Annotated in this window: 20 protein-coding genes; 7 read left to right on the top strand and 13 right to left on the bottom strand. The window is 71.8% G+C overall.

All coding sequences use genetic code 11. From position 1 onward, the window contains the following. The first annotated feature begins 246 nt into the window (after window positions 1–246). Complete coding sequence (locus ACZ7MG_RS08155; protein ID WP_471388175.1) at window positions 247–1,014, top strand: SigE family RNA polymerase sigma factor; 768 nt, start codon at window positions 247–249, stop codon at window positions 1,012–1,014. A gap of 290 nt (window positions 1,015–1,304) precedes the next feature. On the opposite strand, the gene ACZ7MG_RS08150 is transcribed toward ACZ7MG_RS08155, so the two are convergent. Further along, on the bottom strand, window positions 1,305–1,952 hold the full coding sequence (locus tag ACZ7MG_RS08150) for a uridine kinase family protein (RefSeq protein ID WP_471388172.1): 648 nt from the start codon (window positions 1,950–1,952) through the stop codon (window positions 1,305–1,307). A 143-nt stretch (window positions 1,953–2,095) separates the two neighbouring features. Here ACZ7MG_RS08150 and ACZ7MG_RS08145 point away from each other — a divergent pair, with 143 nt between their 5' ends. Then, window positions 2,096–2,509, top strand: coding sequence for a hypothetical protein (locus ACZ7MG_RS08145; RefSeq protein WP_471388170.1), 414 nt, complete (start codon window positions 2,096–2,098; stop codon window positions 2,507–2,509). An 87-nt stretch (window positions 2,510–2,596) separates the two neighbouring features. On the opposite strand, the gene ACZ7MG_RS08140 is transcribed toward ACZ7MG_RS08145, so the two are convergent. From ACZ7MG_RS08140 to deoC, 3 genes are read right to left on the bottom strand one after another with little or no spacing between them, the layout of a single operon-like run. Continuing rightward, window positions 2,597–3,484, bottom strand: a complete 888-nt coding sequence (locus ACZ7MG_RS08140; RefSeq protein WP_471388168.1) for an aldehyde dehydrogenase family protein — start codon at window positions 3,482–3,484, stop codon at window positions 2,597–2,599. Further along, window positions 3,477–4,913 (bottom strand): aldehyde dehydrogenase family protein, encoded by a 1,437-nt coding sequence (locus ACZ7MG_RS08135; RefSeq protein WP_471388165.1) that lies wholly within the window; start codon window positions 4,911–4,913, stop codon window positions 3,477–3,479. The genes ACZ7MG_RS08140 and ACZ7MG_RS08135 overlap by 8 nt, the downstream gene beginning before the upstream one ends. Before the next feature lie 5 nt (window positions 4,914–4,918). Further along, complete coding sequence (gene deoC, locus ACZ7MG_RS08130) at window positions 4,919–5,872, bottom strand: deoxyribose-phosphate aldolase (RefSeq protein ID WP_471388322.1); 954 nt, start codon at window positions 5,870–5,872, stop codon at window positions 4,919–4,921. A 136-nt stretch (window positions 5,873–6,008) separates the two neighbouring features. Here deoC and ACZ7MG_RS08125 point away from each other — a divergent pair, with 136 nt between their 5' ends. Both ACZ7MG_RS08125 and ACZ7MG_RS08120 read left to right on the top strand, forming a co-directional pair. After that, window positions 6,009–6,683: a PH domain-containing protein gene (locus ACZ7MG_RS08125; protein ID WP_471388162.1), complete on the top strand. Its 675-nt coding sequence runs from the start codon at window positions 6,009–6,011 to the stop codon at window positions 6,681–6,683. 294 nt (window positions 6,684–6,977) lie between these two features. Beyond that, entirely contained in the window at window positions 6,978–8,819 is a 1,842-nt protein-coding gene (locus ACZ7MG_RS08120; protein WP_471388160.1) for a hypothetical protein, read from the top strand. A gap of 74 nt (window positions 8,820–8,893) precedes the next feature. On the opposite strand, the gene ACZ7MG_RS08115 is transcribed toward ACZ7MG_RS08120, so the two are convergent. The 4 genes from ACZ7MG_RS08115 to ACZ7MG_RS08100 form a co-directional block, all read right to left on the bottom strand. Next, complete coding sequence (locus ACZ7MG_RS08115) at window positions 8,894–10,525, bottom strand: phospho-sugar mutase (protein WP_471388157.1); 1,632 nt, start codon at window positions 10,523–10,525, stop codon at window positions 8,894–8,896. 265 nt (window positions 10,526–10,790) lie between these two features. After that, window positions 10,791–11,615: a purine-nucleoside phosphorylase gene (locus tag ACZ7MG_RS08110; protein ID WP_471388154.1), complete on the bottom strand. Its 825-nt coding sequence runs from the start codon at window positions 11,613–11,615 to the stop codon at window positions 10,791–10,793. Between the two features lie 108 nt (window positions 11,616–11,723). Then, window positions 11,724–12,005 (bottom strand): type II toxin-antitoxin system RelE family toxin, encoded by a 282-nt coding sequence (locus ACZ7MG_RS08105; RefSeq protein ID WP_471388151.1) that lies wholly within the window; start codon window positions 12,003–12,005, stop codon window positions 11,724–11,726. A gap of 49 nt (window positions 12,006–12,054) precedes the next feature. After that, on the bottom strand, window positions 12,055–12,492 hold the full coding sequence (locus ACZ7MG_RS08100) for a gamma-glutamylcyclotransferase family protein (RefSeq protein WP_045562870.1): 438 nt from the start codon (window positions 12,490–12,492) through the stop codon (window positions 12,055–12,057). A gap of 168 nt (window positions 12,493–12,660) precedes the next feature. Between ACZ7MG_RS08100 and ACZ7MG_RS08095 the strand changes: the two genes are divergently transcribed. Beyond that, window positions 12,661–14,109, top strand: a complete 1,449-nt coding sequence (locus tag ACZ7MG_RS08095) for an NAD(P)H-quinone dehydrogenase (RefSeq protein ID WP_471388147.1) — start codon at window positions 12,661–12,663, stop codon at window positions 14,107–14,109. A 135-nt stretch (window positions 14,110–14,244) separates the two neighbouring features. Then, complete coding sequence (locus ACZ7MG_RS08090) at window positions 14,245–15,252, top strand: DeoR/GlpR family DNA-binding transcription regulator (RefSeq protein ID WP_086762927.1); 1,008 nt, start codon at window positions 14,245–14,247, stop codon at window positions 15,250–15,252. A 75-nt stretch (window positions 15,253–15,327) separates the two neighbouring features. Here the strand turns inward: ACZ7MG_RS08090 and ACZ7MG_RS08085 are convergent, their stop codons facing one another. Together ACZ7MG_RS08085 and ACZ7MG_RS08080 are read right to left on the bottom strand one after the other, a co-directional pair. Further along, window positions 15,328–15,894, bottom strand: a complete 567-nt coding sequence (locus ACZ7MG_RS08085) for a TetR/AcrR family transcriptional regulator (protein WP_471388144.1) — start codon at window positions 15,892–15,894, stop codon at window positions 15,328–15,330. A 197-nt stretch (window positions 15,895–16,091) separates the two neighbouring features. After that, on the bottom strand, window positions 16,092–17,864 hold the full coding sequence (locus tag ACZ7MG_RS08080) for an acetyl/propionyl/methylcrotonyl-CoA carboxylase subunit alpha (protein WP_471388140.1): 1,773 nt from the start codon (window positions 17,862–17,864) through the stop codon (window positions 16,092–16,094). Between the two features lie 405 nt (window positions 17,865–18,269). Here ACZ7MG_RS08080 and ACZ7MG_RS08075 point away from each other — a divergent pair, with 405 nt between their 5' ends. Further along, entirely contained in the window at window positions 18,270–18,785 is a 516-nt protein-coding gene (locus ACZ7MG_RS08075) for a hypothetical protein (protein WP_471388137.1), read from the top strand. Window positions 18,786–18,788: 3 nt separating this feature from the next. On the opposite strand, the gene ACZ7MG_RS08070 is transcribed toward ACZ7MG_RS08075, so the two are convergent. From ACZ7MG_RS08070 to ACZ7MG_RS08060, 3 genes are all read right to left on the bottom strand, one after another. Beyond that, a complete protein-coding gene (locus ACZ7MG_RS08070) occupies window positions 18,789–19,403 on the bottom strand; it encodes a Maf family protein (protein WP_471388134.1) in 615 nt (204 codons plus the stop codon). A gap of 307 nt (window positions 19,404–19,710) precedes the next feature. Then, window positions 19,711–19,839, bottom strand: coding sequence for a morphogenic membrane protein MmpB (gene mmpB, locus ACZ7MG_RS08065; RefSeq protein WP_471388131.1), 129 nt, complete (start codon window positions 19,837–19,839; stop codon window positions 19,711–19,713). A gap of 72 nt (window positions 19,840–19,911) precedes the next feature. Further along, entirely contained in the window at window positions 19,912–20,121 is a 210-nt protein-coding gene (locus tag ACZ7MG_RS08060) for an acyl-CoA carboxylase epsilon subunit (protein WP_471388128.1), read from the bottom strand. Between the last annotated feature and the right edge of the window lie 4 nt (window positions 20,122–20,125).

Below are 20,125 nucleotides of genomic sequence, written 5' to 3'. Positions count from 1 at the left end.
CGAATCGACCGTTGGAGCGCTCCCACCCGACACCCGCACACGATCGTGCCGTTCGCGTAGCCGTACGACTCTTCTCTGTGATCGACCTGTGCCCCGGCTGGGCCCCGCCCCAGGACCGGCCCCTGTGACAGGTCTGTGACAGTCGGCGGACAGAGCCATGAAGGTGAACAGGCAATCTTTTCGGCACAGGCAAGGAAGCACGGCGAAGCACTACGAAGACCGGAACTCCACGACGGGGGGCGCGAGATGAACACGCTGCACAGCACCAGCACTAGCGCAGTTGTCACGCGGCTCCACGGCGTCGTCCGGAACGCGGAGAAGTCCGGTGCCGCGATCGGGCGGGGGTGCGCTCGCGGCACCGGGCGTCAGCACACCACGTACATCTCGGTGGTTGACGCGCATGCGGGGGGAAGCACCACAGGGGCCGCGGGGGTGGCCCACGGGGGAACGGGGACCGCGTACGGGGAGGGCACGGGGGAACGCCGGTCTGTGTCGGAGGCGGAGTTCACCGCCTACGTCCAGGAGCGTCGTGCCTCCCTGTACGCAACCGCCTACCACCTGACCGGAGACCGCTTCGAGGCCGAGGACCTGCTGCAGAGCGCGCTGTTCTCGACCTACCGGGCCTGGGACCGGATCAGTGACAAGGCCGCGGTCGGGGGCTACCTCCGCCGCACCATGACCAATCTGCACATCAGCGCGTGGCGCCGCCGCAAGCTGAACGAGTACCCGACCGAGGAGCTGCCGGAGACGGCCGGCGACACGGACGCGATGCGCGGCACCGAACTGCGCGCCGTCCTGTGGCAGGCGCTCGCCCGGCTCCCCGAACTCCAGCGCACGATGCTGGTCCTCCGTTACTACGAGGGCCGCACCGACCCGGAGATCGCGGAGATCCTCGACATCAGTGTCGGCACGGTGAAGTCCAGCATCTGGCGGTCGCTCCGCCGGCTGCGCGAGGACGAGGTCCTCAGTTTCGGCCGTGACGAGGAGGAGTCCTTCGGGGAGCTTGTCGCCTGAAGGTCTGTGGGGGGAAGCAGGTAACGGGGGAAAAGCGGGGGGAGTACGGGGGAAACGGGGGTACGGGGGACGTCACGGTGGCGCGGGGGAGCGCCGGCGCGACGGCCGGGGGGAAAGCCGACGGGGTCCGGGGGGACCACGGCGGTGCTACACGGGGGAAACAGCGGGGGGATCACGGGGGAAGCGGGACTGGAGGGCCGGGGGGTCCGTCCAGTCCCGCTTTCATGTGCGCCCCGGGCCCACCCCGGGTTCGCGTGTGCGCTCAGGCGGGTGCGGGTTAGCGTGTGCGCTCAGGCCGGCGCCTTCGCGACCCGGCCCGCGGCGGCCGCCGCCAGCCGGCCCAGGGCCTCGTCCCGGTCGCAGGGGTGGGCGCCCAACTCCGTCTGGCGGGCCACGATCGAGCGCTCCAGCCGCATCAGCCGCCAGCCGCGCCGCAGCAGGAACGGCACCGACTTACGGCCCTCCCGCAGATCGCGCAGGAAACGGCGGCGGAAGGTCTTCACCGGACCACGGGTCAGACACAGCGCGTCCGCCAGCAGCCCGAGTTCACGGCAGCGCCCGACGATCTCGGCGGCGAAGATGCCCTCGGCGATGAACACCGGCGTCCGCCCGATGTGCAGGGCCTCGGCGCCGGTCCGCGCGCTGAGCGAGATGTCGTACGCCGGGACGGTCGTACGGCCCGTGCGGCACAGCTCGCCGATCGCCGCGACGGCGGTGTCCGCGTCCCACGACAGCGGGTGGTCCCAGTCGATGTCCGCACTGCCCTCCACCTGCGGCAGCGTCGGGTCGTCGCCCTCCTTGTAGAAGTCGTCCAGCCGCAGCACGGGCAGGCCGGAGCGGGCGGCGAGGAGCGACTTGCCCGAGCCGGACGGACCGGACAGCAGGACGACCCGGGCCGGTGCCGAGGGATTCGAGGGATGCGGGAGATGCGAACTCACGAGAGTCCAGTGTGAGGCATCGAGCGGCTCCCGCCGAGACGGCGGGTCGTCCTTGGAGCGCAGATCACACCTCAACTACCGTACGTGTCTCTATGATTACTTTCCGCAGTACCGGAATGGCACAGGAGAAGGTGGCACCGCTGATGGCTCGACTCTCACTCCCGGCTTCCCAGAACCCCACCGCCCGGCGCGCGTTGCTGGCCGTCACGACCGCGGGGGTCGCGCTCGGCGCGGGCGCCGGCGCGGCCGTGGCGGCGGACGACGCCGCCCCGGTCGTCGACGTGATGCGCACCCGGCCCACCTCGCTCGGCAAGGTCGACCCGCAGGCGGGCCTGCAGGCCCTGACCGGCACGGTCGGTTACGTCACCGGGCCGGTCGCGGGGCTGAAGCCCAACCCGCTGGCGGGCACGGGGGTCGATCCTCTCGACAACGGCGTGGGCACGCAGCTCGCCGACTTCAAGCCGCTGACGTCCACGGCCCTGACCGGGCCGGTGGCGCAGGCCCCGTCGATCGGGAGCATTCCGGTGCTGGGTCAGGTGGTGGGCGGGTTGCGCTGAGGGCCCCGTAAGGGGCGCGGGGAACTGCGCGACCAGCCACGGACGGTCCGCACCGCCCCGACGGCCGGCGGTTCCCCGCCCCTTGTCTCAGTACGCCGAACCCGACGCCCCCAGCGACCCCGTCGGGTGCCAGACCGTCTTCGTCTCCAGGAACGCCGTCATACGGTCGATCCCGGGCGTGGCCGTCCAGTCGTCCACAGGCTGTGGACGCAGGACGCGCTTGAGGTTGTCGGCCGCGGCGATCTCCAGCTCCTTCGCCAGGACGTCGTCCGCGCCGGCCAGGTCGATCGCGTTGACGTCCTGGTGGGCGGCGAGAGGCGTCGCGATCTCCGCCGTACGGCCGGAGAGGACGTTGACGACACCGCCGGGGACGTCGGAGGTGGCCAGCACCTCACCGAGCGACAGCGCCGGTAGGGGGGACCGCTCCGAGGCGACGACCACGGCCGTGTTGCCCGTGGCGATCACCGGGGCCAGGACGGAGACCAGGCCCAGGAAGGACGAGTCCTGGGGGGCCAGGACCGCGACCACGCCGGTCGGTTCGGGGGAGGAGAGGTTGAAGTACGGGCCCGCGACCGGGTTTCCGCCGCCGACCACCTGGGCGATCTTGTCGGTCCAGCCCGCGTACCAGACCCAGCGGTCGATCGTGGCCTCCACCTGGGCCGCCGCCTTCGACTTCGACAGGCCCTCCGCCTCGGCCACCTCGTGGACGAACTGCGCCCTGCGGCCCTCCAGCATCTCGGCGACGCGGTAGAGGACCTGGCCGCGGTTGTACGCCGTCGCGCCGGACCAGCCGCCGAACGCCTTGCGGGCGGCGACCACCGCGTCACGGGCGTCCTTGCGGGAGGAGAGCGGGGCGTTGGCCAGCCAGTTGTCCTTGGAGTCGGTCACCTCGTACACCCGGCCGCTCTCGGAACGCGGGAACTTCCCGCCGACGTACAGCTTGTAGGTCTTGAAAACAGACAGGCGGTCAGACATCGAGGTACGCCTCCAGGCCGTGGCGGCCGCCCTCGCGGCCGAAGCCCGACTCCTTGTAGCCGCCGAACGGCGACGTCGGGTCGAACTTGTTGAACGTGTTGGACCAGACGACGCCCGCGCGGAGCTTGTTCGCGACGGCCAGGATCCGGGAGCCCTTCTCGGTCCAGATGCCCGCCGACAGGCCGTACTGGGTGTTGTTGGCCTTGGCGACGGCCTCGTCCGGGGTGCGGAAGGTGAGGACGGACAGGACCGGGCCGAAGATCTCGTCGCGGGCGATGGTGTGCGCCTGGGTGACGTTGGTGAACAGCGTCGGCGCGAACCAGTAGCCCGAGGTGGGCAGTTCGCAGGCCGGGGACCAGCGCTCGGCGCCCTCCGACTCGCCGCGCTCGACGAGCGAGGTGATCCGGGTGAGCTGCTCCTCGGAGTTGATCGCGCCGATGTCCGTGTTCTTGTCCAGCGGGTCGCCGAGGCGGAGGGTGGACAGGCGGCGCTTGAGGGAGTCGAGCAGCTCGTCCTGGATCGACTCCTGGACCAGGAGGCGGGAGCCCGCGCAGCAGACCTGGCCCTGGTTGAAGAAGATGCCGTTGACGATGCCCTCGACGGCCTGGTCGATCGGGGCGTCGTCGAAGACGATGTTCGCGCCCTTGCCGCCCAGTTCGAGGGTGAGCTTCTTGCGGGTGCCCGCGACCGTCTTCGCGATCTGCTTGCCGACCGCCGTGGAGCCGGTGAAGGCGACCTTGTTCACGTCCGGGTGCGCCACCAGCGCGGCGCCCGTGTCGCCGTATCCCGGAAGGATGTTGACGACGCCCTTCGGCAGGCCCGCCTGGCGGCAGACGTCCGCGAAGAACAGCGCCGAGAGGGGGGTGGTCTCCGCCGGCTTCAGGACGACCGTGTTGCCGGTCGCCAGGGCCGGGGCGATCTTCCACGCCAGCATCAGGAGCGGGAAGTTCCAGGGGATGACCTGGCCCGCCACGCCGAGGGGGCGGGGGTTGGCGCCGTAGCCGGCGTGGTCGAGCTTGTCGGCCCAGCCCGCGTAGTAGAAGAAGTGCGCGGCGACCAGGGGGAGGTCGGCGTCGCGGGTCTCCTTGATCGGCTTGCCGTTGTCGAGGGTTTCGAGGACGGCCAGCTCGCGGGAGCGCTCCTGGACGATACGGGCGATGCGGAAGAGGTACTTCGCGCGTTCCGTGCCGGGGAGGGCCGACCACTTCTCGAACGCCCTGCGGGCGGCCTGTACGGCGCGGTCGACGTCCGCCTCGCCCGCCCGGGCGATCTCGGAGAGGACCTCCTCGGAGGCGGGGCTGACCGTCTTGAAGACCTTGCCGTCGGCGGCCTCGGTGAACTCGCCGTCGATGAACAGGCCGTAGGAGGGGGCGATGTCGACGACCGCCCGGGACTCGGGGGCCGGTGCGTATTCGAATGCGGAAGCCATGGGGATCAGTCCACCGTCACGTAGTCGGGGCCGGAGTAGCGGCCGGTGGCCAGCTTCTGGCGCTGCATCAGCAGGTCGTTGAGGAGCGAGGACGCGCCGAAGCGGAACCAGTGGTTGTCCAGCCAGTCCTCGCCCGCGGTCTCGTTGACCAGGACGAGGAACTTGATCGCGTCCTTGGTGGTGCGGATGCCGCCGGCGGGCTTCACGCCCACCTGGACGCCGGTCTGGGCGCGGAAGTCGCGGACGGCCTCCAGCATGAGCAGGGTGTTGGCGGGGGTGGCGTTCACCGCGACCTTGCCGGTCGAGGTCTTGATGAAGTCGGCGCCCGCGAGCATGCCGAGCCAGCTGGCGCGGCGGATGTTGTCGTACGTCGAGAGCTCGCCGGTCTCGAAGATGACCTTGAGGCGGGCGGAGGAGCCGCAGGCCTCCTTCACGGCCGTGATCTCCTCGTGGACCTTCAGGTAGTTCCCCGCGAGGAACGCGCCCCGGTCGATGACCATGTCGATCTCGTCGGCACCTGCCGAGACGGCCTCGCGGACGTCGGCCAGCTTCACGGCGAGGGGGGCGCGGCCGGCCGGGAAGGCGGTGGCCACGGAGGCGACCTTGACCGTGGAGCCGGCCACGGCGGCCTTCGCGGCGGGCACCATGTCGGGGTAGACGCAGACCGCGGCGGTGGCGGGCGTGGTGCGGTCGGTGGGATCGGGCAGGACCGCCTTGGCGCCGAGCGACCGGACCTTGCCCGGGGTGTCCGCGCCTTCCAGGGTCGTCAGATCGACCATGGAGATGGCCAGGTCGATGGCGTACGCCTTGGCGGACGTCTTGATGGAACGGGTGCCGAGGGAGGCGGCGCGCGCCTCCAGGCCGACCGGGTCGACGCCGGGCAGCCCGTGGAGGAAGCGGCGCAGCGTGCTGTCGGACGCGGTGACGTCGGCGAGAGCGTGGGGTGCAGCTGTGGACATGGTCACCAGACGAGCATATCTACGCGCGTAGCAGGTGTACAGCCCCCGGATTGTTCGGTGGGCGCGTGCAGGGGCGGGGGCGCGCGGTCGTCCGGTGGCTGCGGGTGGGCGCGGGGCGTCGGGCAGAATCGGACGTATGAGCACCTCGGATCAGGCCTCCGCGCCGAAGCCCGGCAAAGCCGCCGGAGCCGGCAAGTCCGGCAAGCCCGTGTACAAGGACCGGGTCTACCGGTCGCCCGCCGGGCTGGTGGGCGGGGTGTTGCTGCTCGGGCTGTTCGGCTGGCTCGGCGGGGACGCGGTGGTGTCGGGGGAGGGGCGTACGCCCTGGCTGGCGCTGGCGTCGATGCTGGTGGCCGTGCCGCTGGTGGTCGCCTTCTCGGTGCGGCCGGCCGTGTTCGCGGGCGACGACCGGCTGCGGGTGCGCAACCCGTTCCGGGTGATCGAGCTGCCCTGGGCGCGTGTCGTGTCGCTGCGGTCGGGTTACACCAACGAGGTGATCGACGAGAGCGGCGCCAAGTACCAGCTCTGGGCGATCCCCGTCTCCCTGCGCGGGCGCAAGAAGGCCGCCCGGCATCAGGCCCGCGAGGACCGTCGTGCGGCCAAGGGAGGCGGTGGCGGTCGTACGGCCGCTGACGCGCGGACCGTGCGGGCGGAGACCGACCAGGTCATGGCCGATCTGCGGGAGCTGTGCGAGGCGCGGGCGAAGGCGGCCGGGTCGCAGGGGGAGCCGAGCGTGCGGTGGGCCTGGGAGATCATGGGGCCGGCGGCGGCGGGGGCCGTGTTGCTGCTGGTGCTGATCGCCGTCGGGTGACCTCGCTCGCCCCGGCACTTTTCTCGGGCGGAGTTCCGGACGCCTGTTCTATGGTGGCGGAAACGTGCCGGACCCGATGTGCGGTTCGTTCGCACATGTCCAACTGCCCGTGAAGCGGAGCGCGTTGAGTCAGAACACGCCTCACATGCCGCACACGCCTCACCTGCCTCACCTGCCTCACCTGCCTCGGCGTCCCGGCTGCACAGCTCGGTCCGCTCGGTCCGTTCGGACCACGTCGCATCGCGCGCGACGAGGGGGCGCCACCACGATCGCGGCCGGAGTGTCCACAGAACGATGAGTACCGAGCTCGAAACCCCCTCCCAGGGGCACCCCCCGCCGTACCGGCTGCCCGCGTCCGCCGTGCCCGCGGGCGGTGTCGCCTGGGGCGGGGAGAAGCTGGAGGCCTGGGCGCGGGCCCGGCCGCCGCTGTGGGTGGCGGCCCGTACGCGCCCCCTGCACCTCCTCGCCGTGGTCCCGGGCGGTCTGATCATCGGCTTCTGGCTGACCAACTTCGCCGAGGTGCCCGCCGCCCTCGCCGTGCTGGCCCCGCTCCAGGTGGTGTGGACCCTGGTCAGGCCCGAGGTCGTACGGTTCTCGGCGCCCGCGCTGATGCTCCTGCTGGGCTGGTTCGGGGGATCGCACGACGTACCGACCCTGCTGGGTCTCCTCGCGGTGACCTTCAGCTGGGCCGTGGCCGAGATCCGGATGAGCAGGGCGAGGCTCCAGCGGCAGTGGGCCCTGTCGGCCGCCGAGGGGGCGACCGCCACGGTGCCGGACGGCGTGGGGCCGCTGCGACGCGGCCGGTTCCTCATGGGGCTCGGCTGGGTGCTGATCCTGCTCGGTGCGGGGCTGCTCGCCTTCGTCTCCGGCGGGGACGCGGCCACCGACCGGCACGAGGCCACGCTCGTCGGATGGTTCGTGACGGGTTGGGGGCTCACCTCGCTGCTCTCCGGGTGGCTCGGACGCCGCCGCGCCGCCGCGCTGCGCCGCGCGCCCGTGCCGGTGCTCCGGGTCCTCGTCCGCGACGGCGCCGACGGGGACGTCGAGGTCTTCGCCGCCGACGACGTGGACGCGCTGAGGCCGTTGTTCAGCGTCACGGCCGAGGAGTGGTACGACGACAGCGACGACGATGACGACAGCGAGAGCGATGGTGACGGTGACGAGGAGGCCGAGGGGCGCCGGGGTCGGGAGGACCGGGACGCGCTTCTCGACGCCATCGAGGGCGCGGAGGACGACGACGACCAGCCCGGTCCCCTGCGCGAGGCCGTCCTGTACGGGCCGCCCCACGACGGTGCCGAGATCGTGATCGTCAGCGCGGCGGAGAGGACGGAGAGGACGGCCGAGGGCACGGCGGAGGGTGCGGACGGGGCTTCGGTGCCGGTCGGCCTGGAGAAGCCGGTCGGTGCTCCAGGCGCGGAGACGGCCGCGGAACCGGTGGAACCGGTGGAACCGGTGGAACTGGTCGTCGAGTCGTCGAGCGGGCCGGTACGGCCGCTGTCCGACCGGGCCGTACGACGTCGGGCCGCCGCCCATCTGGCCGGGGCGCGCCGGCACACGGTCCACGAGGAACTGCGGGCCACCGCCGTCACGGAGAGCCGGGCGCGGCTGGGGGACGAGGCCGTGGCCGTACGGCGCTGGCGGGCGGGGTGGGCCGACTGGACCACCGCCCTGTTCATGATCGTCGCGATCGCCGCCGTCGGGCTGTACCCGGACGGACTGAAGCAGTACGTCCTCGGTGGCGTCGTCGGGCTCTTCGGCATCCTGACGCTGCCCCAACTGCTCGCCTGGCGCATCACCGCCGACCGCTCGGGCCTGTGGCTGAGGGGCTGGCGGCGGACCGGGCACATCGCGTGGGACGACCTGATGACCGTCCGGTGCACCGGTGCCGTGCTGACCGTGGACAGCCGCCGGGCGTCGTTCCCGACCTGGTCCGTACGGTCGGAGCGCTGGCGCCGGCTGGAGCGGAAGCTGCGCCTGGTCCACCCGTACGAGCGGACCGCCGCGGAGATCACCGCCATGTGGGAGGACCCCGCGCTGCGGCCCGAGGGCGAGCGCGCGGGCCGGGAGCTTCCGCTGTGGCCGCTGAGCGTGGCGCTGGCCGTGGCCTGGGTGGCGGCACTGGTGCTGGTGCCCTAGGCAGGGCCCGTGGACGAGCGAAGGCCCCGACCGGCGATCCGGTCGGGGCCTTCTCGCGTCGGCGGGGTGTTGGGTCAGATGCCCGCTGCCTGCGACAGGTCGTGCTTGATTCCGGTCAGGAGGGCGGATGCCTTGTCGTGGGCCGCTGGGAGGCTCGCGTGGTCGGGGACGGGGACGACGACCTCCAGGTAGCACTTCAGCTTGGGCTCGGTGCCGCTGGGGCGGACGATGACGCGGGCGCCGTCGAGGGTGTAGCGCAGGCCGTCCGTGGGCGGCAGCCGGTCCGTGCCCCGGGTCAGGTCCTCGGCCGCGGTGACGGCCAAGCCGGCCAGGGCGGTCGGGGGCCGCTCGCGGAGCCGCTCCATCGCGCGGGCGATGAGCGAGAGGTCCTCGACCCGCACCGAGAGCTGGTCCGTGGCGTGCAGACCGTGCTCGACGGCGATGTCGTCCAGCAGGTCGAGGAGGGTACGGCCCTCCTCCTTCAGCTGCGAGGCGAGTTCCGTGATGAGCAGGGCCGCCGTGATGCCGTCCTTGTCGCGGACGCCCTCGGGGTCCACGCAGTAGCCGAGGGCCTCCTCGTAGCCGTAGCGCAGGCCCTCGACGCGGGCGATCCACTTGAAGCCGGTGAGGGTCTCCTCGTAGGGGAGGCCCGCCTTCTCGGCGATCCGGCCGAGGAGGGACGAGGAGACGATCGACTCGGCGAAGGTGCCCTGGGCGCCGCGCGCGACCAGGTGGGCGGCGAGCAGCGCGCCGACCTCGTCACCGCGCAGCATCCGCCAGTCGCCGCCGTCCTTCACGGCCACGGCGCAGCGGTCGGCGTCCGGGTCGTTGGCCACGATCAGGTCGGGGTCCGTCTCGCGGGCCTTCGCGAAGGCGAGGTCCATCGCGCCGGGCTCCTCCGGGTTCGGGAAGGCGACCGTCGGGAACTCCGGGTCCGGGTCCGCCTGCTCGGCGACGAGCACGGGCTCCGGGAAGCCCGCGCGCGCGAACGCCGCCAGCAGCACGTCCCTGCCGACGCCGTGCATCGCCGTGTAGACCGTGCGGGCGGTCCGCGCGGAGCCGGGGGCGAGGACCGCGTCCGTACGGGCCAGATAGGCGTCCAGGACGCTGTCGTCGAGGGTGTCCCAGCCGGACTCCGGGCGGGGGACGTCGGCGAGGGAGCGTACGGCGGCGATCTCGGCCGCGATGCCGGCGTCGGCCGGGGGCACGATCTGGGAGCCGTCGCCCAGGTAGACCTTGTAGCCGTTGTCGCGCGGCGGGTTGTGGCTGGCGGTGACCTCCACGCCCGCGACCGCGCCCAGGTGCCTTATGGCGAAGGCCAGGACGGGCGTGGGGAGGGGGCGGGGGAGGACGGCCGCGCGCAGGCCCGCGCCGGTCATCACGGCGGCGGTGTCGCGGGCGAAGTCGGCGGACTTGTGGCGGGCGTCGTAGCCGATGACGACGAGGCCGCCGGTGGCGCCCTGCTGGTTCAGGTACGCGGCGAGACCGGCGGCGGCGCGGATGACGACCGAGCGGTTCATGCGCATCGGGCCGGCGCCCAGTTCGCCCCGCAGGCCTGCGGTGCCGAACTGGAGGGTGCCGGAGAAACGGGCGGTCAGCTCCGCCGTGTCCGCCGCGTCGATCAGCGCGCCGAGTTCGGCCCGGGTGTCCGGGTCGGGGTCCTCGGCCAGCCACGCCTCGGCGCGGGCGATCAGGTCGTCGTGCACGGGGGTCAACCTCTCGTTCTTTGTTTGTGGATGCGTCGAGATGCGTTGAGTCGAGGGGGGCGATGTACAGGGGGTGCGTTGTCGGGTGCGGGTCCGGTGGGGCTTCTCGCGCAGTTCCCCGCGCCCCTAAAAGACAAAGGCCAGGCCTTGCGGCCTGAAAAGCGGGGGGGCGTAGCCCCCGCTTTTCAGGGGCGCGGGGAACTGCGCGACCAGCCCCCACGCACCCGCACCCGAAGAACGCGCCCCCCGGCGGAGCCCCCACGGGCTACAGCCGGTCGAGGACCCGCGTCAGCAGCGCACCCATGCGCGTCGCCGAGTCGCGGCCCGCCTGGAGGACCTCTTCGTGGTTGAGGGGCTCCCCCGTCATCCCGGCGGCCAGGTTGGTGACGAGGGAGATGCCCAGCACCTCCGCACCGGCCTCGCGCGCGGCGATGGCCTCCAGGACCGTGGACATGCCGACCAGGTCCGCGCCGATGACGCGGGCCATGCGGATCTCCGCCGGGGTCTCGTAGTGCGGGCCCGTGAACTGGGCGTAGACGCCCTCTTCGAGGGAGGGGTCGATCTCCTTGCACAGGGCGCGCAGCCGCGGGGAGTAGAGATCGGTGAGGTCGACGAAGTTCGCGCCGACGATCGGCGACGTCGCCGTCAGGTTCAGATGGTCGCTGATCAGGACCGGCTGGCCGGGCCGCATGCCCTGGCGGAGCCCACCGCAGCCGTTGGTGAGGACGATCGTCTTCACACCGGCGGCGACGGCGGTACGGACACCGTGCGCCACGGCGGCGACGCCACGGCCCTCGTAGTAGTGGGTGCGGCCCAGGAAGACGAGCGCGCGCTTGTCACCGATCTTGTACGAGCGGACCTTGCCGCCGTGGCCCTCGACTGCCGGCGGCGGGAAGCCGGGCAGCTCGGTGACCTGGAACTCGGCCTCGGGAGCGCCGAGGGCGTCCACGGCCGGGGCCCAGCCGGAGCCCATCACAAGAGCGACGTCGTGGGTCTCGGCGCCCGTCAGCTCGCGCAGGCGCGCGGCGGCGGCGTCGGCGGCGGCGTACGGGTCGCCCTGGATGTCGTCCGGAAGAAGAGATGCGTTCACGCGACGAGGGTATCCGGTCCTGGCCTACGCGCGTAGATGACGAGGCTCACCGGATCGGGATCGTTGCCTTGTCGTTTCCCAACCACGGGGCGGGCCCGTCGGGGAGGATCAAGCCTCGGGGATCAGGATGTCCTTGTCGTTGAAGACCTCGACGATGAAGATCAACAGCCGTCCCCTGCTGACTGTGTACTCGACCAGGATGTTCTGCGTGAGCCGGATCGTGCGGTCGTCACCGGTGGACCCTATGGGCCGGGACAGGGAAAGGAACGGATCGCGGGCCAGCAGGGCGATCCCCTTGTCGAACGCGACGCGCTGCTCGTCGTCCAGTCGGTCACGCGCCGCAGCGGCCTGGACCGTGTAATAGACGTCGTACGTAGGAGTGGGGGCCATGCGATCTCCCGTTGATGCGTCGGTTTCCCAAGTCTAGGGTCGGGCCCCGTCAGCAGGGTCTCTTGCGCAGCTCCATCACGTAATCGTGTGGTGCCCCGGCCGATTCGGCGGCGTCCGCGACCTCGCCCAGGTAGCGGGCCGAGGGGAGGCCGCCCTCGTAGCCGTTGAGGACGTAGACCCAGGCCGGTTCCTCGCCGTCCAGGGTGTGGACGCGGACCCGCATCCGGCGGTATATGTCCAGGCCGACGCCGACCCAGCGGTCCATCGCGTCCTCGTCCATCGGGGCGATGTCGTACAGCGCCACGAAGACCTGGGAGCGCGGCGCCTCCACGACCGTGGCCAGCGCGCCCTCCCAGCCCATGTGCTCGCCGCCGAAGGTCAGCCGCCAGTCGTTCAGCCAGCCGGTTGCGCGCAGCGGGGAGTGGGGGGCGCGGCGGGACATCAGACGCGAGTCCAGGTTGCCGGCGTAGGCGGCGTAGAGCGACATGGGGGAGAGGGTACGGGAGCGCTCCGCTCGGGGCTGGGGCGCCTGATGGGGGTGGGGGGACTGTGGTGGGGCGGGTGCGGGTTCGTTGTGGCTGGTCGCGCAGTTCCCCGCGCCCCTTACGGGGCGCCCCGTACCCCGGCGCGGTGGCATCGGGCGTCGTACGGGACAATGGGGTATGTGACTCGGATCGTGATCATCGGTGGCGGACCCGGCGGCTATGAGGCGGCGCTGGTGGCCGCGCAGCTCGGCGCGGAGGTGACCGTCGTGGACTGCGACGGTCTGGGCGGGGCGTCGGTGCTGACCGACTGCGTGCCGTCGAAGACCCTCATCGCGACGGCCGAGGTGATGACGACCTTCGACTCCTCCTACGAGGAGCTCGGGATCATCGTCGCCGACGACACCCCGCACATCGACACGCCCGCGCGTGTCGTGGGCGTGGACCTCGGCAAGGTCAACCGGCGTGTGAAGCGGCTCGCGCTGGCGCAGTCGCACGACATCACCGCCTCCGTGACGCGCGCCGGCGCGCGGGTCATGCGCGGGCGCGGGCGGCTCGTGGGGCAGCAGGACCTCGACGGGTCGCGCAAGGTGGTCGTGCGCGCCGCCGACGGCTCCGAGGAGACGCTGACCGCCGACGCCGTGCTGATCGCCACCGGCGGTCACCCGCGCGAGGTGCCCGACGCCCAGCCCGACGGGGAGCGGATCCTCAACTGGACCCAGGTCTACGACCTCGACGAACTGCCCGAGGAACTGATCGTCGTCGGCTCCGGTGTGACCGGTGCCGAGTTCGCCGGCGCCTACCAGGCGCTCGGGTCGCGCGTCACGCTCGTCTCCAGCCGGGACCGGGTGCTGCCGGGCGAGGACCCGGACGCCGCCGCCGTCCTGGAGGACGTGTTCCGGCGGCGCGGGATGAACGTCATGGCGCGCTCCCGGGCCCAGTCCGCCAAGCGGGTCGGGGACCGGGTCGAGGTCACGCTCGCGGACGGCCGGGTCATCAGCGGCTCGCACTGTCTGATGGCCGTCGGCGCCATCCCCAACAGCGCGGGGATGGGCCTGGAGGAGGCCGGGGTCAAGGTCAAGGAGTCCGGGCACATCTGGACCGACAAGGTGTCCCGGACCACCGCCCCCGGTGTGTACGCGGCCGGTGACGTCACCGGGGTGTTCGCCCTGGCGTCCGTCGCCGCGATGCAGGGCCGTATCGCCATGTACCACTTCCTCGGCGACGCCGTGGCCCCGCTGAACCTGAAGACCGTCTCGTCCAACGTCTTCACCGACCCCGAGATCGCCACCGTCGGCTACACCCAGGCCGACCTGGACTCCGGGGTCATCGACGCCGTCGGCGTGAAGCTGCCGCTGCTGCGCAACCCGCGCGCCAAGATGCAGGGCATCCGGGACGGCTTCGTCAAGATCTTCTGCCGGCCCGGCACCGGCATCGTGGTCGGCGGTGTCGTGGTCTCCCCGCGTGCCTCGGAGCTGATCCACCCCATCTCGATCGCGGTCGACAACAACCTGACCGTCGAACAGATCGCGAAGGCCTTCACCGTGTACCCGTCCCTGTCGGGTTCGATCGCCGAGGTCGCCCGCCAGCTCCACACGCGCAAGTCCGGCGACGGCGCCTAGGCCGGCGACGGAGCCTGGGTCGGCGACGGAGCCTGGGTCGGCGACGGAGCCTGGGTCGGCGACTGGTTCCCTATATCACTTCTTGCCCCACCCTGCGAACAACTTCTGCTATTCGGCGCAAACTGCTGAAAGCAGATGGTCGTTGGCGTTACTGTCAGTTTCGTGTTCGCTGCAGAACGTCGTCAATTGATCCTCGAAATGGTGCGGGCCAATGGAGCCGTGTCGCTCCGTGAGCTCGCCCGCGTCGTCCAGACCTCCGAAGTGACCGTACGGCGGGACGTGCGCGCTCTGGAGGCAGAAGGACTCCTCGACCGCCGGCACGGCGGTGCGGTATTGCCGGGCGGGTTCACGCGGGAGTCCGGCTTTCCGCAGAAGTCTCATCTCGCGACCGCCGAGAAGACGGCCATCGCCGACCTCGCCGCGAGCTTCGTCGAAGAGGGCGAGGCCATCGTGGTCGGGGCGGGGACCACCACGCAGGAGCTGGCACGCCGGCTCGCGCGGGTCCCCGGGCTGACCGTCGTCACCAACTCCCTGTTGGTGGCCCAGGCGTTGGCCCATGCCAACCGGGTGGAGGTCGTGATGACCGGTGGCACCCTGCGCGGTTCCAACTACGCCCTGGTCGGCTCCGGTGCCGAGCAGTCCCTCCAGGGGCTGCGGGTCTCCAAGGCCTTCCTCTCCGGGAGCGGACTGACCGCCGAGCGCGGCCTGTCCACGTCCAACATGCTGTCGGCGTCCGTCGACCGCGCGCTGGTCCAGGCCGCCGCCGAGGTCGTCGTCCTCGCCGACCACACCAAACTCGGCACCGACACCATGTTCCAGACGGTGCCGACGGACGTCATCACCCGGCTGGTCACCGACGATCCGCCCGGCCACGACGACCGCGCGGTCACCGAGTTGCAGGCCCTGGCCGATCAGGGCGTGCAGATCTCCGTGGCCGGGGCGTCGGGCGGCGGTGGTACGGGAGGCGATCCCGTCCCGGCGCGTCCCTCGCGCCGGGACGTGCCCCTGCCGGGCCCCCGCCGCAACCAGGTCCACGGCACCGCGCCCCAGCTGCGCACCGCCACGGTCCTGGGCGACCAGCCACCGGCCGGCGAACGGGAGCGCGAGCGCGCGGCCCGGGTCGCGGACCTGCGCCGCCGGTAGCCGCGCGGCGCCGCGCCGCGCTGTCCGGCTACGGCTGCGTCGTCGGATACCGCTACGGCTCCGGCTGCGCTGCGGCTACGGCTTCAGGCCGCGCAGGGTCAGGGTGAGGAGGCGGTCGGCCAACTCCGGGTCGTCCGGGGTTTCCTCGGCCGCCAGCGCGATCGCGTGGGTGAGCTGGAGCAGGTCGCCGATGGACACGTCGTCGCGTACGGCGTGGGCGCGTTGGGCCCGGCGGAGGAGCGCGGTGCCGGCCTCCCGGATGGGGGCACAGCACCGGGCCAGGTCCGAGGGGGTCTCGTCCGCGGCGCGGGAGTCCGCGTACGAGACCGTCATCAAGGCCTGGGCCAGCCCCCGGTATTCGCCCGCATGGGTGATGATGTCGCGCAGCCAGGCGACCAACGCCGTGCAGGGCTGCGCCGCTTCGAGCTGGGTCCGGGCCCGGGCCAGCAGGTCGGCCACGGCTTCCTCGAAGACCGCGCTCAGCAGGGCCTGGCGGTTGGGGAAGTGGCGGTAGAGGGTGCCGATGCCCACGTCCGCGCGACGGGCGATGTCCTCCAGCGAGGCGGTGGTGCCATGGGCCGCGAAGGCGAGGCGGGCCGCCGTGAGCAGGCGGGCGTGGTTGCGGCGGGCGTCCGCGCGCATGGGCCTCCGGCCGGCTGCGGGGGGCCTGACAGGGGTGGGGCTCACTCTGGTTTCACCTGCTCTCTTCTGGCGGGGGCGTGTTCAGCCTAAGAGCTCGGGTGATGGGGGTAGTTGCGCGGGTGCGGGTGAGTGGGGGCTTCTCGCGCAGTTCCCCGCGCCCCTGAAGACATTGGGGGCGCGGGGGTTCTTCGTGTGGGTCAGTCCTTGATCTCGCAGATGGGGGCGCCTGAGGTGATGGAGGCGCCTACCTCCGCGCTGAGGCCCTTGATGGTGCCGGAGCGGTGGGCGTTGAGGGGCTGTTCCATCTTCATGGCTTCGAGGACGACGACGAGGTCGCCTTCCTTGACCTCCTGGCCCTCCTCGACGGCGACCTTGACGATGGTGCCCTGCATCGGGGAGGCGAGGGTGTCACCGGAGGCCACCGGGCCCGACTTCTTGGCGGCGCGGCGCTTGGGCTTGGCGCCGGCGGCGAGGCCGGTGCGGGCCAGGGTCATACCGAGCGCGGCGGGGAGGGAGACCTCCAGGCGCTTGCCGCCGACCTCGACGACGATGGTCTCGCGGTCGGTCTCGTCCTCGGCCTCGGTGTCGGCGGGGGCCGCGAAGGGCTTGATGTCGTTGACGAACTCGGTCTCGATCCAGCGGGTGTGGACCGTGAACGGGTCGCTGGAGCCGGTGAGTTCGGGGCCGAACGCCGGGTCGGTGACGACCGCGCGGTGGAAGGGGATCGCGGTGGCCATGCCCTCGACGGTGAACTCCTCCAGGGCGCGGGCGGCGCGCTGCAGGGCCTGCTGCCGGGTGGCGCCGGTGATGACCAGCTTGGCGAGGAGGGAGTCCCAGGCCGGGCCGATCACGCTGCCGGATTCCACGCCCGCGTCCAGGCGGACACCGGGGCCGGTGGGCGCGGTGAACGTGGTGACGGTGCCGGGGGCGGGGAGGAAGCCCCGGCCCGGGTCCTCGCCGTTGATGCGGAACTCGAAGGAGTGGCCGCGCAGCGGCGGGTCGTCGTAGCCGAGTTCCTCGCCGTCGGCGATGCGGAACATCTCGCGGACCAGGTCGATGCCGGTGACCTCCTCGGTGACCGGGTGCTCGACCTGGAGGCGGGTGTTGACCTCCAGGAAGGAGATCGTGCCGTCCAGGCCCACCAGGAACTCGACGGTGCCGGCGCCGACGTAGCCGGCCTCCTTGAGGATGGCCTTGGAAGCGGCGTACAGCTCGGCGTTCTGCGCCTCGGAGAGGAACGGGGCCGGGGCCTCCTCGACGAGCTTCTGGTGGCGGCGCTGCAGGGAGCAGTCACGGGTGGAGACCACGACCACGTTGCCGTGGGAGTCGGCCAGGCACTGGGTCTCCACATGGCGGGGCTTGTCGAGGTAGCGCTCCACGAAGCACTCGCCCCGGCCGAAGGCCGCCACGGCCTCGCGGACGGCGGAGTCGTACAGCTCGGGGACCTCTTCGAGGGTGCGGGCGACCTTCAGGCCGCGTCCGCCGCCGCCGAAGGCCGCCTTGATCGCGATCGGCAGGCCGTGCTCCTCGGCGAACGCCACGACCTCGTCGGCGCCGGAGACCGGGTCCGGGGTGCCGGCCACGAGGGGGGCGCCGGCGCGCTGCGCGATGTGACGGGCCGCCACCTTGTCGCCCAGGTCCCGGATCGCCTGCGGCGGCGGGCCGATCCAGATCAGACCCGCGTCCAGGACCGCCTGCGCGAACTCCGCGTTCTCCGAGAGGAAGCCGTAACCCGGGTGGACCGCGTCCGCGCCCGCGTCCTTGGCCGCCTGCAGCACCTTGCCCATGTCCAGGTAGCTGGTCGCCGGCGTGTCACCGCCCAGTGCGAACGCCTCGTCCGCGGCCCGCACATGCAGCGCGTCCCGGTCCGGATCGGCGTACACGGCCACGCTCGCGATCCCGGCGTCCCGGCACGCCCGGGCGACGCGGACAGCGATTTCGCCTCGGTTGGCGATCAACACCTTGCGCACGATGGCTCCCTCTCCTTGAAACAAGCCGAGTTTAGGGACTGCCGACACGGCGTTTCGACCCGTCCACAGTGGTGACCTTCCCCACACGGAGCGTGAAACGAGGCTCGCTCGGATGGCGAAATCCCTTGTCGCACTGCATTGCGCAGGACCCCACGCGGAAACCCTAGCCCTCTGATGTGGTCAAGGTCTCTGTGCGGCCGTGCTGCGGCCGGTTGGGTTTCTTTGTGGAGTCCCTACTAATGGCCCAACGATTCTTTGCTCTCGCGAGAACCCTTGTCCCGGGGTTTACCCGTTAGTAGCGTTCGCGATGTCTCGAACACCTACCTGGGGTAACGAGATGGGTGTGCGAGGCGCTGAGAGCAGCGGGACGAGAACAGCGGGCGAGAGTGGAAGTGGGTGGGGCCGGTGATCCGCAGACCGGTGGCGGTGGTCACGGCGATCGTGCTGTTCGTGGAGGGGCTCGGGATCGCCGGGCTGCAGTGGTTCCTCGGCACCGTCGTCGACCGGCAGAAGATGTCGCTCGCGGGGCTGGATCCGGATGCGATGTCCGTCTCCACGAAGGTCGGGGGTGTGGTCTTCGGCGCCTATTTCGTCTTCTGTGGGGTGGTCGCCCTGCTCGTCGCGCTGCGCAACCGGCCCGCCGCCGGGCTCGGGAAGATCCTGCTCGTCAGTGTGGCCGTCGTGCACGGGCTGCTCGGCGCGCTCACCGTGGGGCTGGTCGGGTGGGGCGCGTTCGCGTTCATGATGGTGGTGCTGGGGCTCGTGCTGCTCACGCTGATGACGTACGACCGGGAGGCGCGGGGGTCGGGTGCGGGTGCGGGTGCCGATGTGGTGCGGGGTGGGGGTGGTGGCGGTGCGGGTTCGGATTCGGGTGCGGGGCCGGTGGAGCAGGCTGCTCCTCCGGCGCCCAGTGCTTCGTGAGGGTCACTGCTCCCACAGGTCCGTGATGCCTACGCCCAGTTGGGCCAGCAGACGGCGGAGCAGGGGCAGGCTGATGCCGATGACGTTGCCGTTGTCGCCCTCGATACCGTCGATGAACGGGGCCGAGCGGCCGTCGAGGGTGAACGCGCCCGCGACGTGGAGGGGCTCGCCCGAGGCGACGTACGCGGCGATCTCCTCGTCCGTGGGCTCGCCGAAGTGGACGACCGTGGAGGCGGTCGCGGAGGTGTAGCGGCCGGTGGTGGTGTCGTAGACGCAGTGGCCGGTCTGGAGCGTGCCCGCGCGGCCGCGCATGGACTTCCAGCGGGCGGTGGCCTCCTCGGCGTCGGCCGGCTTGCCGAGGGCTTCGCCGTCGAGGTCGAGGACCGAGTCGCAGCCGATGACCAGGGCGCCCTTGGCCTCCGGCCTTGCTGCCACGACGGAGGCCTTGGCCTCGGCCAGGGCTAGGGCCAGGTCGGCGGGGGTGGGGGCGGTGACGGCGTCCTCGTCGACGCCGCTGACGATCACCTCGGGGGTGAGGCCGGCCTGGCGGAGGAGGTTCAGGCGGGCGGGGGACTGGGAGGCGAGGATCAGGCGGCGGCGGGCTTGTGGGGCGGTCATGGGGTCAGGGTATTGCCTGGTTGTGCGTCGGGTGCGGGTTCGGTGGGGGTTCTCGCGCTCACGCGGCGGAGCCGCATGTCGACACAGCCTCGCGCCCCTGAGGGGGTGCGGGTCGTCCGTCGGGTGCGGGGGTGGGTGGGTCGGGGGCGCGTCGGGGGGTGTCCGTCCTCGGAACGGCGCGGAATCGGTTGGCTGGGAAGTTCGAGGGGTTGACGCGCCAACCTCTGCGGGCGGACACCCCCCGACACGCCCCCTTCTCGCCGTACGCCGCCGACCCATCGTCGGGGTGCGCGTGTGTGGTGATTGGTCAGAGGATGCCCAGGACGAGCATGGCCAGGAGCATGGCGCAGGCCATGAGGATGCCGAGCCGCCGAAGCATGGCCTGCGTGTCGCGCAGTTCCTTCGGCGGCTCGTTCTCAGGGTCGGACCAGAGCATGAGGCGATGGTGCGTCGGCGGGGGTGGCCGGCGCCTGAGTACGCGTACTCAAGTTGGTAGGAGAGGTTCCGCTCAGCCGGGCCAGTAGGTGCGGCTCCAGGTGGTGGGGCCCGGGGCCGGCAGGCGGTGGGCGGCGATGCGGGACGGGTCGGACCAGGCGTCGCGGGGGGTGGGAGTGGTGGGTGGTTCGGTGGCTGCCGCCGCGGCGCGGGCTCTGACCACCGCCAGGGCGGCGGCCAGTTCCTCGGGGGTCGGGTTGCCTCGTACGACCTTGATCGTCACAGCG

It is taken from the genome of Streptomyces sp. NPDC107538 (assembly GCF_055657445.1).
The sequence above is the reverse complement of the archived record's forward strand: the minus strand, read 5'-3'. Positions and strand labels throughout refer to the sequence as shown.